This window comes from Niastella caeni (assembly GCF_004834005.1).
Classification (GTDB): Bacteria; Bacteroidota; Bacteroidia; order Chitinophagales; family Chitinophagaceae; genus Niastella; species Niastella caeni.
Genome location: NZ_STFF01000001.1, coordinates 1302255 through 1318753, shown reverse-complemented (window position 1 = coordinate 1318753; position 16499 = coordinate 1302255). Strand labels below are relative to the sequence as shown.

At 41.5% G+C, this 16499-nt stretch carries 13 protein-coding genes; 6 read left to right on the top strand and 7 right to left on the bottom strand.

Annotated elements, in window-relative coordinates; genetic code table 11:
- Window positions 1-532: 532 nt before the first annotated feature.
- Together FAM09_RS05110 and FAM09_RS05105 are read left to right on the top strand one after the other, a co-directional pair.
- A complete protein-coding gene (locus tag FAM09_RS05110) occupies window positions 533-1567 on the top strand; it encodes a sensor histidine kinase (RefSeq protein ID WP_136575978.1) in 1035 nt (344 codons plus the stop codon).
- Window position 1568: 1 nt separating this feature from the next.
- Window positions 1569-2279: a LytR/AlgR family response regulator transcription factor gene (locus FAM09_RS05105; RefSeq protein WP_136575977.1), complete on the top strand. Its 711-nt coding sequence runs from the start codon at window positions 1569-1571 to the stop codon at window positions 2277-2279.
- Window positions 2280-2403: 124 nt separating this feature from the next.
- Here FAM09_RS05105 and FAM09_RS05100 read toward each other — a convergent pair whose 3' ends face one another.
- Window positions 2404-2889, bottom strand: a complete 486-nt coding sequence (locus FAM09_RS05100) for a hypothetical protein (RefSeq protein ID WP_136575976.1) — start codon at window positions 2887-2889, stop codon at window positions 2404-2406.
- 389 nt (window positions 2890-3278) lie between these two features.
- Between FAM09_RS05100 and FAM09_RS05095 the strand changes: the two genes are divergently transcribed.
- The gene (locus FAM09_RS05095) at window positions 3279-6512 is read left to right on the top strand and encodes a TonB-dependent receptor (RefSeq protein WP_136575975.1); all 3234 of its coding nucleotides are present in this window, start codon (window positions 3279-3281) and stop codon (window positions 6510-6512) included.
- Between the two features lie 194 nt (window positions 6513-6706).
- On the opposite strand, the gene FAM09_RS05090 is transcribed toward FAM09_RS05095, so the two are convergent.
- Entirely contained in the window at window positions 6707-8065 is a 1359-nt protein-coding gene (locus FAM09_RS05090) for an MFS transporter (protein ID WP_166437031.1), read from the bottom strand.
- A 125-nt stretch (window positions 8066-8190) separates the two neighbouring features.
- On the opposite strand from FAM09_RS05090, the gene FAM09_RS05085 reads away from it, so the two are divergent.
- Complete coding sequence (locus FAM09_RS05085; RefSeq protein WP_136575973.1) at window positions 8191-8682, top strand: Lrp/AsnC family transcriptional regulator; 492 nt, start codon at window positions 8191-8193, stop codon at window positions 8680-8682.
- 88 nt (window positions 8683-8770) lie between these two features.
- Here the strand turns inward: FAM09_RS05085 and FAM09_RS05080 are convergent, their stop codons facing one another.
- The 3 genes from FAM09_RS05080 to FAM09_RS05070 form a co-directional block, all read right to left on the bottom strand.
- The gene (locus FAM09_RS05080) at window positions 8771-9610 is read right to left on the bottom strand and encodes an SDR family oxidoreductase (RefSeq protein ID WP_136575972.1); all 840 of its coding nucleotides are present in this window, start codon (window positions 9608-9610) and stop codon (window positions 8771-8773) included.
- 322 nt (window positions 9611-9932) lie between these two features.
- The gene (locus FAM09_RS05075) at window positions 9933-10832 is read right to left on the bottom strand and encodes a helix-turn-helix domain-containing protein (protein ID WP_136575971.1); all 900 of its coding nucleotides are present in this window, start codon (window positions 10830-10832) and stop codon (window positions 9933-9935) included.
- A 123-nt stretch (window positions 10833-10955) separates the two neighbouring features.
- Window positions 10956-12335, bottom strand: coding sequence for a serine hydrolase domain-containing protein (locus FAM09_RS05070; RefSeq protein ID WP_136575970.1), 1380 nt, complete (start codon window positions 12333-12335; stop codon window positions 10956-10958).
- A gap of 213 nt (window positions 12336-12548) precedes the next feature.
- Here FAM09_RS05070 and FAM09_RS05065 point away from each other — a divergent pair, with 213 nt between their 5' ends.
- The gene (locus FAM09_RS05065) at window positions 12549-13415 is read left to right on the top strand and encodes a polysaccharide lyase (protein ID WP_136575969.1); all 867 of its coding nucleotides are present in this window, start codon (window positions 12549-12551) and stop codon (window positions 13413-13415) included.
- 91 nt (window positions 13416-13506) lie between these two features.
- Here FAM09_RS05065 and FAM09_RS05060 read toward each other — a convergent pair whose 3' ends face one another.
- Together FAM09_RS05060 and FAM09_RS05055 are read right to left on the bottom strand one after the other, a co-directional pair.
- Window positions 13507-14772, bottom strand: a complete 1266-nt coding sequence (locus tag FAM09_RS05060; protein WP_136575968.1) for a M56 family metallopeptidase — start codon at window positions 14770-14772, stop codon at window positions 13507-13509.
- Complete coding sequence (locus FAM09_RS05055) at window positions 14765-15133, bottom strand: BlaI/MecI/CopY family transcriptional regulator (RefSeq protein WP_136575967.1); 369 nt, start codon at window positions 15131-15133, stop codon at window positions 14765-14767. Before FAM09_RS05055 ends, FAM09_RS05060 begins: the two co-directional genes overlap by 8 nt.
- A 242-nt stretch (window positions 15134-15375) precedes the next feature.
- On the opposite strand from FAM09_RS05055, the gene FAM09_RS05050 reads away from it, so the two are divergent.
- Window positions 15376-16473, top strand: coding sequence for a serine hydrolase domain-containing protein (locus FAM09_RS05050; RefSeq protein WP_136575966.1), 1098 nt, complete (start codon window positions 15376-15378; stop codon window positions 16471-16473).
- The last annotated feature ends 26 nt before the right edge of the window (window positions 16474-16499 follow it).

Here is a 16499-nt window from a genome sequence, read left to right as displayed (position 1 = left end):
TCACTGATATCTTTTAAACTTTTTTGCTATAGCAAAATTTTAAAACAGCCTACACTTTAAAAGTTTTACTATCATACAATTGGTCAACAGTAATTGGTTAATTTCTTAAATGCTGCATTAAAGTTTTTTACCATTACCAAATCTCAAAACTTTCCTATAAAAAAGATATTTCCTATAATAAAAATTGAAAAATGACGCACAGAATGAATTTTGCTATAGCAGATTTTTTTAAATGACTAGAATAAAACGATTTGCCATAGTGAAACTTTTTAAGTGACATGCAAAAATGGATTTCGCCCCTTCAAATTTTTTTAAGTGACTCATTTTACTTTTCAGGCACAGCTTAATTTTTTAAATGATTCATTTTACTTTTTAAAACAGCCCCAATAGGTTTTGGTTTGTAAGTTGGCCATTTCCAAAACAGGCCATTCCCGGCCTCCCGGATTGCCGTTTGTGGTGCAGAATGGTCGTTTGTCTAAGAAACACCTGCATTTTGTTGATTATAAGGTAATTTAGAAGAGAATTCCGGGGTATGAACTACAATAAAAGCAATGTCAGGTTAAGTGTTTTGTTTTGGCTGCTTTACTTCTTATATGAATGGATAGGGCAGGCCTCTATTGCCAATGAATTTCGCCGCTACTTAATAAACGCCCTGGTCATTGTTCCCATTGCCGGGCTTGCCACCTGGTATACCACCCAGGTGCTTATAAAACAATACCTGCTTAAAAAAAGGACTACTGCCTTTCGCATCGGTTTTATTGTAAGCGTGATCGTGTTCACTCTTATTCGCCGTGCTTTTAATTATTACTATACCTATCCCACTTATTACCCACATGGAAGTGCCACCATGCCCTTTCTGTTTATACCAAAGGTTGTTATTGAAGCAGTAAATATTTACCTCATTGTTGCTTTGTATACAATGTTCTATTTTTTGCGGGCCTGGTACGAACAACAGCGGCTGGCGCAGGAACTACAACGCGATAAAGCCATTGCTCAACTGGAATTATTGAAGAGCCAGGTACAACCCCATTTCATTTTCAATACGCTGAATAATATTTATTCACTGTCGTTGAAAAACAATCCCAAAACATCTGATCTCATTTACCGGTTGTCTTCATTGCTGAGCTATATGTTGTACGATAGCCGGCAGGAATTCATTCCTGTGAGTAAGGAAATGGAATACATTCACAACTATATTGAATTGGAGAAGATACGATATGGCGAGCGGTTGGATGTATCTGTTAACTGTTTTGATGCGGTCGATAATTTCACCATCCCGCCCTTCCTGATCCTGCCTTTGGTAGAAAATAGTTTCAAACATGGGGTCAGCAATGACGTGGGTAATAGCTGGATACGCGTTGACCTTACTGTAAAAGATGACTGGCTTACCGTAAAAATTGAGAACAGCCGGGTGCCCGACTCCATGAACGGGCATGCAGTATACAAAGGCATAGGTATGGAAAATGTAAAAAAGCGACTGGAAATTCTATATCCCGACCGGCATGAGTTTAAATGTTTGAGCGAAGGCCAGTCGTTTTTAACAATACTAAAAATCAAAAAAAGCTAGTGTGAAAATACAATGCCTGATAGTGGATGACGAACCGCCTGCCAGGGAGTTGCTGGTTTCTTACATTGAAAAAATGGACGACCTGGAAATAACAGGACAGTGCGGGAATGCGCTGGAAGCATTTGCCTTTATTCAAAAATATCCGGTCAATATTTTATTCCTCGATATCCAGATGCCCCGGATGAATGGACTGGAATTAATTAAATCCCTGCAGGAGCGTCCCCGAATTATTCTTACCACAGCATATCGCGAATTTGCGGTTGAAGGCTTTGAACTGGATGTGCTCGATTACCTGGTAAAGCCTATATCGTTTGAACGCTTTCTGAAATCAATCTCAAAATACCACCAGTATAATGTATTAAAGCAACCGGCGGCAGTTGAAAATAAGGAAGAAGCTTTTGAGAAAGCCTATATGTATTTCAAGGTGAATAAGGAGCTGGTGAAAATATTTTTGAAAGAGATCGTTTATATAGAAAGTATTAAAGACTATGTAAGAATAGTAATGCCGGGAAAAAGTGTTATTACTTATCAGCGCATTGGGTATATGGAAGAAAAATTACCCGAGACCAAATTCGTACGCATTCATAAATCGTATATCGTATCAGTTGATAAGATCGTGAGCTATAATAATGAAGAAGTGAACGTGCAATCTATTTCTTTACCGATTGGAAGGAATTATAAACAGCAGTTCCTTAGGATACTTAGTGTTTAGATTGTTTTTTTGGGGTTCTTCTGAAGTAGCTGGAATTAAGTGGCCCCGATAGCTATCGGGAGCGAGTAGGGATTCACTTGCTTGTATTCCCTACTCGCTATTTACTACTCACCACTCGCCGAATCTATTCACATAGCTTTATCGCCGACGTACCCAGGGTACTAAACTGTATCATCCTTACTTTATTCGCTTTATTGAAATACAATATCAGGCAACCATACGATGTTTGGTAAGCATCCCAGGCAGCATCTTTCATTGCGGGATTTCCTAACGTTTTAAAAAGGCTACCCCGGGCCGATCCCAGTAAAGGAATGCTGAGTTTTCCCTTAAAGCCTTCCGTAATTTCCACATAATCCCGGCTGGTATAAAACGAAATGCCTTTGTCTTTGTAATATACAGCTTCGCCGCATTTGGCGCTGTCGTTGGTAACACTGGTAAAGCAAGGCCATTTGTTTTTGATCATACCGGCAATTGTATTTGCCTTATAACCATTCACTTTTCCATCCAGGATATCTACTTCAAAGGACGGGCAGGCCACTGTAGCCTTTAACTGGGCCAGGGAAACGGATGCCAGGCAGAGGAAACCTACAAACAAACTGATCTTTTTCATATTAGTGATTTTTAAGGGGCGCAACCTGTGTCTGACAGGGCGGTAATTACCATATATACAAAATCCTTGCTAGAAAATTATATGGGTGGGTGGAGCCGCTAAAATAGCAATGGAATGTAAATCAATATATTTTACTTAAATTACGATACTGTTAGTAACAACCTGTTCAGGACCGTGTCACATGAAGATAAGCGCATGGAAACTTCTATATCCATTGTTAGTCCGGCAGCTGCCTTCTATAAAAAAAGTCTTAGGCTTACTTAATCTGTATCTTCTATTGCCAGGCCTTTTGAAAAAATCTGATTGGTTCAGGCCCAATCCCCTCCCTTAATAATTCATCGATTTAAATCGGTACCGCAAACCGGTATTTATAACCTAAAATAACTGCTATGAAAAGAGGTACACACAAAAACTATGTGCTTGGTCTGCTTATTTTTTTATGCTGCTCACCGGCTTTATTTTCCCAGGTTACCACAGCTACACTTAGTGGTATAGTTAAAGACCCCAATGGCGTACCATTGCCCCTGGCTACGGTGACTATTGAATTTGCCGATGCCGGCTTTAAACATGTTTTGGCAACAAAGGGCGATGGCCGGTTCACCGTTCCCAACCTGCGGGTGGGCGGTCCATATACCGTTACTGTTTCCTTTATAAATTATCAAACATCAGTTACAGATAATGTTTTTTTGGAACTGGGTCAGGACAATGCGGTAGACATTCAATTACGGGCAAAAGCTGGCGAACTGAAAGAGGTAACGGTGACCAGCAGGTCAGCAATTTTCGATAATAAGAAAACCGGCGCTTCACTGAATATCAATAGCCGGGTGATTCGATCATTGCCTACCATTTCACGGTCGGCTGATGACTACCTGCGGTTAACGCCTTCCGCTTCCTTTACCTATAATGGACTCTCCTTTGCCGGCCGTAACGGACAATACAATAATTTTTCATTAGATGGCGCGGTTTTTAATAACCCATTTGGATTGGATGCGCCAACGCCTGGCGGACAAACAAATGCCCAGCCCATTTCGCTGGACGCCATTGACCAGATACAGGTGAATATTGCGCCTTACGATGTTACGCAGGCGGGCTTTACGGGTGCCGGTGTTAATACCGTAACCAAATCGGGGAATAATAAATTTTCGGGAACCGTTTATGGCTTTTACCGCAATCAATCGCTTACCGGATCAAAGATTGAAAAGAATAAACTGGTGCTGCCCGACCTAAAACAACTGCAGGCCGGTTTTGCATTAGGCGGCCCTGTTATTAAAAATAAGTTGTTCTATTTTATAAGTTTTGAAACGGAACAACGGAGTGATGAAGCATCATCCTATGTGGCCCAGAATAGCACGAACGCTAATAATACGAATACCAGCAGGGTGTTGGAATCGGACCTGCAACAGGTGAGTGCAATTTTGCGATCAAAGTTTAATTATGAAACTGGCCCATACCAGCGGTTTACCCTTGATCAGAATAATTATAAATGGTTGATCAAAGCCGACTGGAATATTAATGCCAGCCACCGGCTTTCTTTCACCTATAACGGCCTGGACGCCTCTAAAGATAAACCGGCGCACCCCAGCGCTATCGGCCGGCGTGGTCCCGACTTCACTACGCTCCAATTCAGGAACTCAGGGTATGAGATCGTAAACCGGTTGCAATCTTTTGGGGCAGAATTAAAATCAACTTTCCGCAGCGATTATGCCAACAAACTAAGAGTGGTGTATACCACGTTCCGCGATAAGCGCAATCCCTTCTCTGCGCCTTTTCCCGTTATTAATATTACCAAGAACGGTGTGCGATATATTATCGCCGGGCACGAACCTTTTTCAATCCACAACCGCTTGAACCAGGATGCATTCCAGGTTACCAACAACTTCAATATGTTTTTTAATAAGCATACCCTTACTGTTGGCGCTTCATTTGAGTCGTTCAAGTTTGGTAACTCCTTTAATTTGACCGGTTATAATGCAACCCTGTTTTCAGAGGCTGATATAAAAACGTTTATCGACAGTGTACCGGCAAGCGGAAAATACGTTTTTGGCGCTTATCCATTAGATGTGGATGTGGCTTATGCCCGGAACAGGGCTGCTGCCAATCAATGGACATGGTATTATTTAACCGTTGGGCAGTTATCAGCCTACTTTCAGGATGAAATGCAATTATCAGAGAAGTTCCGGTTAACGTTAGGCTTGCGCGTCGACAGGCCATTTTACTTTAATGCAAGTTATCGCAATCCTGTAATGAATCCTGATGGTAGTTTCGCTGGAATGTATGATGAAGGAGAACCAACATTATCAAATAAAGACAACCTTACTATTTTTAATAAAGATGGCCGACCAATTACAAATGGTCCTGGCAGAGATGTAGATAATACCCGGTTGCCGACCAAGAAAATATTATTTTCACCCCGCCTTGGATTTAACTGGGATGTAATGGGCAATAAAACGGTGCAGGTGCGCGGTGGTACTGGTTGGTTTACGGGTCGTTTGCCATTTGTATGGCTCGGGAATCATATCGGCAACCCATACAGCTTTTTCTACAATGTTACCGATCGCGATTTCAAATGGCCGCAGGTATGGCGTTCCAACCTGGGAACTGATATAAAGATCCCGTTTGGGACTATATTTACCGTAGATGTTGCGTATACCAAAGATGTAAATGGTATGATGGTGCGTAACTATAAGTTGGGAACACCCGGCGGCACTTTAAATTCGGGCACAGACGATAATCGTAAAGTATATTTGACAGCCAACCAGGGTACTGCCAATTTGTATGCGTTCACCAATACAAGTGTAGGTTACCAGTTCAACGCTACCTTCCAGGCACAGCATTATTTTGGTAGCGGATTTTATGCCATGCTCGGGTACAACTACCTGATCGCAAAAGATGCCAGTTCTATTTCTGCAGAAATTTCAAGCGATGCCTTCGATCGTAATCCTATTTTGAACAATGCCAATGAAGCGGTTTTGTCGCGTTCATTGTATGGTAATACGCATCGTATAGTGGCTGCTTTTTCAAAGAAGTTTACGTATGATGCGCATATGGCTACTACATTTTCATTATTTGGTTCCTGGAATTCAGGCAACCGGTTTGCTTACGTGTATGGCGGCGATATTAATAACGATGGAACCGGCACCAACGACCTGTTGTATGTTCCTACTGATGCAGAGATAAATACCATGCAGTTTGCGCCTTTAACGGATGTAAACGGAAATATTCAAAATGCGGCTGCGCAGCGGCAGGGATTAAGAAATTTCATTGCGAATGATAAATACCTTCGTGACCGCCGTGGAATGTATACAGAGAAATATGCCGGAGAGAATCCCTGGTTGAGCCAGGTTGATCTTCGTATTCTGCAGGACTATATATTAAATCCAACGAAAAAGCCTTCCACCCTGCAGTTGAGTATTGATTTTGTAAACATAGGTAACTTGTTAAACAGTAAGTGGGGTGTAGTAAATTATGCTACAACATCCGGGTATTTTCAGCCATTGTCTGTTAACTATAATGGCAATTCACCTGTTTATCAGTTTGATCCTTCATTAACTTCTACCTTCACGGCCAGTCCCGATTTGCCTTCACGTTGGCAAATGCAGATTGGGTTACGATACATTTTTTAACAGGTAGCTTTAGTTTGTGAATGAACAGGGAACTTAAGTGGCAGTTTATGGTTTGTAGTTTATTGTTTTCTATTGAATTTGAGTTGGCTCAATTTAAGGGTCAATGCCCGATATTGTGCAGCCAGATCGAATAACAGAACCACAAACTACAAACCACAAACTGTAACTATTCCTCAATGATCATTTTTTTAAACTCAGCAAATTTTTTTCCTAACCCACACTAACCATATAACCCCCGGCAACGCAAAACAACTAACCAGCAATACCGGAATATGATTTATGGCGTCGGTTGCTGACGTCAATAATTGCATGCCCAGCGCTAGCAACGACAAACCCAACCCTGCTCCTATAAAGTAAGAAGTGGTACAAATGCCAGCAGCCACGCCTTGCTGCGTATCCGGAATATCGCGTATGGCCAGGGCCGTTAAACTGGGATAGCAAACAGACATGCCGCTGCCGGTTACACAGGCTATTGATAATAAAATTACCGGCAGGCTATGATCATATATTATTGAGATCATTAAAAGCAAAGAACCTGAAAGCATAAGGCACATACCCAGGATGCCTGTTTGTAATACTGTCATTTTTTTAAACAGGGCAGGCACTACATATCGGGATACAAGAAAGGAAAGCACGCTGAAAGGAAAGAGCAGTAACCCGGCATGCGCAGCACTGAAATGCATGTTCTGTTGCAATATCAACGACAGTAAGAACAGATAGCTTAAAAAGAACGCCCCTAATAAAATGGTTATTACGTTACCGGTGATAGTGCCGGTACTACGGAATAAAGAAAAATCGATCAGCGGCTGTTGCTGCGTGCGCTCCCGGCGCATGAAATAAAGCCAGGCTGCAATAATAACTGCTGTAAATGAAGACAACAGTAAATAGTTTTTTGAAAAACCGGGCAGGTTGTGCACTACATACGAAACAAGTACAATGATCAATGTAAGAAGAATACTGGAAATAATATCAGGGAATCGATTTCCCTTGCTGATAACGTCTTTGTCGATATACCGGTAGGCCAGGATCAGGGCGACTGTAATTACCGGCACATTAATAAAAAAGATCCATTGCCAGCCTAAATAAGTAGCCACAATTCCACCTAATGCCAAACCACATCCTGAACCAATAGCAGCAAAAGAACTGAAAATACTTATTGACCGGTTCCGTTCTGCCGGTTCGGTAAATGTATTGGTGATGATAGATAAAGCAGATGGCATTACCATGGCCGCTGCTAACCCCTGCAAAGCTCTGAAGGCCGTTAACAAAATAAAATTACCGGAAAGACCAGCGCCAAGCGAAGTAAATAAGAACAGACTGGCGCCTGTAAGGAAGATGGTCTTTCTGCCGATCGTATCGCAAAGCTTTCCACCGATAACCAGAAAGCCACCATAAAAAAGCACATAAACCGTTTGCACCCATTGTATGGTTTCAGCATCTAAATGAAACTGTTTTTGCATTAAGGGAATGGCCAGGTTGAGAATGGCAATATCCAGTGCTTCAAAAAAGATAGCCGTAGAAGCTACCAGCAGTATGATTTGTTTTCTTCGCATCGTAACCTCCATTGTTCTATACAAATCTATTTATATGTTCACTTGTACGGTTTAAATTTATTATTTTAGAACAAATGATTAAATTTATTGCTGTAATTAGAACAAGTAAATAGTTTCTTATTCTTATGCAATCAAAAACAGAACAACCGGACACCGCTGGCATTACATTAGATGATAAAGACTTTGCCATTCTGCGGTTGTTACAACAAAATGCAAAATTGACGGTGCGTGAAATTGCAGCCCGTATTCACCTGAGCGCCACACCGGTTCATGAACGGATAAAACGTATGGAGGCAAATGGGGTTATTAAGCAATACGCAACCCTGCTTGATCACCGCAAAGTGCAAAAAGGGATCATGGTCATATGTTATATATCATTAAAAGAGCATAATCGTAAAATTGCAAAAGTGTTTATTGATGCTGTAACCGGTTTTAATGAAGTGCTGGAATGCTATAATATTTCAGGGCAATTTGATTTTATGCTGAAAGTTGTTTCAGAGAACATGGAAACGTATCATGATTTTTATTTGCATAAATTAAGCATGATAAAAGGGATCAGTCAAACACAAAGTATTTTTGTAATGGGAATACTGAAAGATACGCACCAGCTGCTGTAGAATGTATCGGGGATATTGCTAACAGGTTCCCCTAAATCATAAGCCTCCCGGTGTAAATCGGGAGGCTTATTTTGGGAATAACTTAAAACTATTGTTCGAAATCGGTTGATGTTGCCAGCTCTTCCACGGCAGCCATATCCTGCTTCAATGCTCTCATTTTGGCATCAGCCAGTTGGTAAGCGTCTTTGCCGAGAAATACATGTATTGGTGGTGCTGCTTGTTCTGCAACAGCTATCATAACAGCCGCTGCTTTATCAGGATCACCAATTTGATTATGATTGTAATCGTTCTGGTGAACCTGTTGAATTTCTCTCACCAGTTTGTAATCCGCAATTTCATTTTTGGGAACGCCGAGTGAGGCATCCAGAAATTCTGTTCTGAAATAACCGGGCGATACAATTGAAACGGTGATGCCAAACGGTTTTACTTCCGCTGCCAATGATTCTGAAAAACCATGCATCGCAAATTTGGTGGCTGTATAACTACCGAATCCAGGAAATGATCCAATGAAACCGCCGATAGAAGCGATATTGAAAAAATGCCCTGATTTTTGTTTTCGCATGTAAGGCAATACTTTTCGAATCACATTTAGTACACCAAATACATTGATGTCGAAATTTTGCCGTACTTCTTCATCCGATAATTCTTCCAGGCTACCTGTTAAACCATAACCGGCGTTATTCACTACTACGTCAACGGAACCAAAATGCGCAACGGTTTCCTGTATTCCTTTTTCAACACTGCTTTCATTTTTAAGATCAACAGATAAAGGAAGAAATACTTCACGGCCGGCATCCACCGCTTTTTGCAGCTCTTTGATGTTGCGGGAGGTAGCTGCTACGCAATAGCCTTCTTTCAATAATTTTTTTACCAGGGCCAGTCCCAATCCTTTGGATGCGCCGGTAACGAACCAGATCTTATTTTTCATACTAAGTTTAATTTGATTTTTATAAGCTGTTTGTGTCGTTCATGAACTGATAACACAAAGGTATAGTTCAGGAATGCCTGTGTTATTATTGCTTTCAAACAGATAGTTGTATAATTCAAACAATTACGGGTAGCTGTTAGATGGTTTGAATTGTGCAAGGCTGGAGTGTATGTTTGTTAAAGGAAGCTCGGGGTGCATTGAGGATGTGGGGAGGTGCTCGGAAGGCGAAGTAGGAGGTGAGAAGTATGAAGATGAAGTACGAAGCTGGAAGCACGAAATACAGGTTCTTCTTACCTGTTACTTCGTACTTACTCTTTCGGTATTAACTCCTGAACGCCGACGGCGTCATGCTGGTTTGCTTCTTAAAGAAATGGTTGAAGTGCGCCGGTTCTTCAAAACCCAAACAATAACCGATCTCGGAAATATTCCAGTTGGTGTGTTTTAATAAGGCTTTTGCTTCACTGATCAACCGTTCAAAAATATGTTCAGTAGTGGTTTTGCCGGTAGTTAATCGTATCGCGCGGTTAAGATGGTTCACGTGCACGGCCAGTTGTTCGGCAAAATCCCTGGCTGAACGCAAGGTGAACCGCTGGTTGGGCGATTCAATAGGAAATTGCCGTTCGAGCAATTCGGTAAACACGGCCGTTATGCGGGCATTGGCATCTGTATGCTGGTACAAGGTTTCAGTCGGCTGCATTTTCAACGCATAATGCACCATTTCCATAATGTAATTGCGGATCAGATCGTACTTGTACACATAATCAGATTTGATCTCATCCTGCATTTTTTCAAATATCTGGCTTACAAATTTGTCTTGCGTTTTATCTAATGAATAGCTGGGTTTGTTACCCCCAATAAACATGGGCAGGTCTTTAATACCGCCGCGGATCTTTTCGGTAAAAAATTCTTCCCTGAATATGCAGAAGTATCCTTTAGGATTGTCTGTTAAAGGTTCGAACGTATAGGGCACATTGGGACTGAAAAAGATGAGGGTTGAACCTGATACTTCAATGCTTTTATCTGCATAATGATATATATAAGGTCCCTGCATCAGTGCGATCTTATAGTAATCGCGCCGTGTATAAACAACTGGTGCTTTGCCCGGTCCCGAGCACTCTTCTACATTAAATACATTGAAATGCCCGATATCTTTTTTAAGATTATCCGGCAACCAATTCATTTTCTGGCGGTAAAAGTCCTCGAGTGTTTCCATCTTTGCCATATAATAAATTTAAGCAAATTGTGTGTCAATATAGGAGCTGATTTAGCAACCCTTGTAAAATTACAACTGCTTTACAGCCTTCGCTTTATACGATTCAAACAAAAACTTGCAAAATTCAAACAATTATTTAACCGCCCGAATTACTTCCCTGAGGTACTTGTTTTCATCAATGGTATGTACGCCCAATCGTACTATCACTAATTTTTTGGAAGGAATAATGAAAATGTTCTGCCCGCCAAAGCCATCTGCAAAAAACATATCAGCCGGTGCATCGGGAAACCACCGCTTGCCGGGATCTTTTTCATCCAGGCCATTCAGCCAGAACTGGTAACCATAGCGTTGTTGTTGGTTTGCTGCAGCGGGTTGAACCGTTTCTTTCACCCAATTAGCTGGTAATATTTGTTCACCGTTCCAGGTGCCGTTATAATAATATAACAAACCAAAGCGGGCAAAGTCGCGCGCGGTGGCATAACTATAAGATGAGCCAATATAAGTACCTGATGCATCAGGCTCAAGCACTACAGAATACATATTTATTTTATGAAATAATGCCTGGTAAGGAAACGCAGCATAATCAGCATCGCCCACGGTGTGCCGGATGATCCGGCTCAGGATGTTGGCGTTGCCGCTGGAGTAATTAAAGATAGTACCCGGTTGAAACTTCAGGGGCAGCGTAGCGGTAAAGGCGCCCATATCACCTCGCTTGAACAACATATCCGTTGCTTCACTGGGTGAAGAGTAATCTTCGGTAAAAGCCAACCCGGATGTTTGTTGCAGTAATTGCCTCAGCGTGATCTTTTCTTTTGCGGTATGCTTCCATTCCGGCACAGGCGCCGGCGCATTGGGATCTAATTTTCCTTCTTTAACAAGCACACCTATAACGGCGGCGGTTAAACTTTTACTCATTGACCAGCCAAGCATTACGGAGTTTTTATTGAAACCGGGCGCGTATTGTTCCCCGACAATTTTTCCATCGTATACAACCAGGAATGCCCGGGTATAAGCCGGCTTTCCCTTTTTGTTGGTTGCCTGCATGGCGTTATTAATAGCCTGTCGTAATAACGATTGATCGATGGCGGCCGGAGTGCTGTCAGCAAGCTGATCACCATAAGGCCAGGAAATAGTATCCCTGTTTTGAACGGGAGCCGGTGATAAATAAAAGTGTTGTTGCCTGATGGCAGTTTCTGTAAAATCGTTTACCAGCGTGCAACCGGTACCGCTACGGTAAATGGCTTTTCGTTTGGCAAAACCAAAAACGGAACCGGTAACGGAAGAGTCTTCTTTGTTAATAGTATATGTACCAGCCGAAACAGGAAAAAATCCCAATTCTTCTTTGAGTATAGCTGCCGGATCACGATTCTGCAGGAATACCCCGGAGGCCATGTTCTTTGCGCCAAAACCGCTGATAATGGGAAAAGCCCGCCATGCGTACCAGATGCCAAAAACCAGCAGCAATAAAAGCAGCACCGATACAACCCTCAGCATTATTTTTAGTAAACGCATGTCGATGTTTTTTATTAAACAAGTAAAGATGTAACATTTTCAGGGCTGCCAAAGTTCGAAATATTTTTACACCTGGTTTATTTATAATCTGCTGATTATTATTAAAAGTTTTCCATTGTAGTGGTTTTGTGGTACCCCACAATTTGGTATCGCCTGTTGTTTGGTTGCATTTTTGCCCTATGAACTTTTTTGTTAAACCTTAAAATGAAAAAAATGCAAAAGTACCTGGGCGTAAGTAAGGCAGGTTTGTTGATCGTAACTATTGGATTGTTTGTAACAGCCTGTAAAAAAACAACTATTGATCGCAACAGCCGGCAACAGGAAGAAACTTCCGATCCTGTAGTGCATACAGAAGCCGTTAACAGCACCTGGTCGGTAAACTGGAACAATTATGCCGATGGCGTGTATACGAGCTCGGCAGCAGCAAACGATTTTGGTAATATCAGCGGTTGGAATGATACCCGTACCTGGATCTCAGGCGGAACGAGTCGCATTAAATTGTTGAAAAATGCATTGTCGGGAGCTGGCGGGGTGATTGCCAACGTGGACATTTCTGATGGAAGCGCTTATGAACTGGATTACGATGTACGATTTCACAGCCAGTTTGATTTTAGCCGCGGTGGTAAAATTGGTTTTGGCTTCCTGGTAGGTGATGGTAACACCGGTGGCGATCCGGGTTGGGATGGCAATGGTGGCAGTTTGCGTTTAATGTGGTATCAAACAGATGCAGGCCGCGTATTCTTTCAACCCTATATTTATTATAAAGATCAACCGGGTGAGTATGGCGATACATTTGGAAAATCATATCCATCGAGCGGTAGTTTGAACAAAGGCCAATGGTACCATGTGCACCTCTATATAAAGAGCAATACAGGCAGCAATACGAATGGACATGTACAAATTGTAATTAACGGTACTGTGGTGCTTGACAGAGCTATGCGCTGGACTACCAATGATGCCAAACGGCTGATCAACAGAATGAGCTTCCATACGTTCAGGGGTGGCAGCCAAACGTATTGGCAGTCTACAACCGATGGTTACATTTATTATGATAACTTATCGGTACATAAAATAAGCTAGTTCTCGTTACGAAAAAGGCAGCTTTCCTTTAATAACACCAAAGAAAAGGGACCGGTTGCCGCCGGTCCCTTTTTCAAATATTTTATTAAACCTACTTTAATGTAATGTTGATTACCCCATGGGCGCCGGCCGCGCCGTATATTTTTATCGCGTCGTCTCCTTTCAAGACATCAATAGCTTTAATTTGATCGGGCCTAAGTTTGCTAACTTCCTGGTGCGTTGCGGATTGACCGTTGATGAAATACAAAACATTTTCAGGTATCTTACTATTAGGATTTGCTGTTGACCTGATCACTATTGTATCAGATTTCGGGTTGGCCTTTCTGTTGCCATCGGTTATCCTGATTATGTTAGGCTGTTCTTTTGCTTTTGCAGGAGCAGGGGTTGTGTCATTCTTTAGTACAGGCTTTTCCGGTTGCTGAATATGGGAAGGACTGTTTTCTTTTAGAGGTTCAGCAGGTGGTGCAACAACAACAGTTGCTTTGCTTTCAATGGTTGAAATGGACATTGCCACGACCACTAATAAGGTTATAGGCAGCAGCAATAGTTTGCGTAGGTAGGTGAACTTCACTTTGTTAGTGCTTGTTAACATAAATAATCTGCGTTTAATAGATGAATAATAGAACGTATGCGTGGGGTTTAAAAAGTGATTTCCATAATGGGCTTGTAAAAGTAGTGTCACAAATTCCTCCACGTTATTGTTACCAACAGCTTCTTTATCTGCAATAAATTCGTGAATGGCTTTGAGCTCTTTTTGAATGAACCAGTTAAACGGGTTCATCCAGAATAAAGCATGTATGATCTGGCAAAAAAGAATATCAAAGGTGTGCTTCTGGTGAATATGTGTGAGTTCATGTTTAAAGATCTTCCTGCCATAATCTTCGTCCAACGGAATCGCTTCTTTCCAAAACAGGTTATTCAAAAAAGAAAAAGGAGCGTGTTCCAGATTTGTATTGATGAAATTAACGCCCTCCATTTTTGTAATGGTGGACCTTCTTTTTAGTTGATATACTTTAAACACGTTCAAGGCCAACAAAGCCAATAAGAACAGGCTAACGGTACTGAGTATGAAAAAAGTAATATTCTGCCAGGAAAGGGATATGTTATTACTATTTGTTGTTTGGGCCGGAATAAAGTTGAATGTTTCAGTAGGTACCGGCAATGCCTGCTTTTCAATAGTGAACCAGTTAAGATCAAAAAGCGGAACGATCAAACTACAAACCATACTCAGCAGCAGGTAAAATCTATTGTAGTTATTAAAGTTTTTATTTCGCAAGGCCATCCAGTAATAGCCCACAAATATGCCTGAGATGAAAGTTGATTTCAGTACAAACAGTAGCAAAGTATGACTATTCATTGCCTTTCTTTTTAAGTTGATTCAATAAAAATTCCAGGTCTTCAATAGACATTTCTTTTTTATCTACCAGGAACGAAACAACATTTGTATATGATCCCTGGAAGTAATTTTCGGCAATGGCTTTTATACCGGTTGCAGAATATTCTTCTTTAGAAACCAGCGGGTAGTAGAAGTTGTTACGGTTAGGGTTCTTAATACCTACAAACTTTTTTTCTACCAGTATCTTTAATAAAGTGCCTACAGTATTGTAATGAGGTTTGGTATCGGAAAGGTGTTCCAGGATATCTTTCATAAAACCACCTTCTCCCAAACTCCATAATGTTTGCATGATCTGTTCTTCGGCAGCGGTCAGTTTTTTCATGATGTAAGTTTTACCTAATTTCTTAGGCAATATTATGCCTAAATATTTAGGCAGACAAAATATTTCTACAAATATTTTTTAGTGTATTGAAATACAGTGCGTTGAGGGAGGGAGTTTTTGCCAGGTAGTGCCAACGTTTGCCCAAATAATATCATTTTCTACTATAAATCGATGCAAATTACGAGTGGATTATAGTCAGGTTCACCGGAATTTTTTATCGCATAATATCAGATCATACTTGCATGAATTGTATTAAAAAATCGATTGTTCTGTCATTGACATTTTGCACGCAGCTAAGCATTGCCCAATCAAAAAAAGCCGTTCAAACCCATTATGATTTCTCTCGCCTGGATGACAAAATAAACAGTTGGATAGACACCGGGTATTACAAAGGTGCAGGCTTTATGTTGGTTAAAGACAACCAGGTAATTCATAAAAAGTATTATGGCAGTTACCAACCTGAAACCGTTGTGTTCATTGCATCGGCAGGCAAATGGTTGGCCGCAGCTACCATTGCCGCGTTAGTGGATGAAGGCAAACTGCATTGGAATGATAAGGTGAGCAAATGGTTGCCGGAGTTTAAGGATGAAAAAGGACAGGCCACCCTGGCGCAATTGCTTTCACATACCGCTGGCTATCCCGATTATCAGCCCGTCGATAAGCCCATTGATATATACCAGAATTTAACAGAGTCGGTTGCGCATATAGTACCCTTGCCTGCCGATACATTACCCGGTACAAAATTCAAGTATGGCGGTTTGGCCATGCAAGTTGCCGGGCGCATGGCGGAATTGGCGACCGGTAAAGATTGGGAAACGTTGTTTCGCGAAAAGATTGCTGTACCATTGGATATGTCATCTACTCACTTTACGCCAGTGGATTCATCGGGTGGTCATGCCCCTATGCTGGGCGGCGGCGCCCGCTCTACGCTGACCGATTACATAAATTTTCTTTCCATGATCTATAACCGCGGAATGTATAAAGGCAAACGGATCTTGTCGGAAGAAGTTATCCGTACTATGCAGTCGAACCAGGTGTTGGCGGCTGACGCTACAGGAGAAAAATTTATTGTAAAGATCAGGGATCGCCGGTCAAATGACATTTATGGTTTGGGAGAATGGCGGGAAGAAGTGAATGCACAAGGTGAAGCAACATTAATTAGCAGTCCATCGTGGGCCGGTGCTTATCCCTGGATAGACCTTAAAAATAAGTTGTATGGATTTTTTATTACACACATAACAGGTTTTAAAAATGGCTTTTCTTCTTTCTATGCCAGTCCGGTTTTGCCGTTGATGGTGCGGGATGCATTAAAGGATACAGCTCACGCCCGGGTAAAATGATGATTGGCGTCATTTTGAACATTTTT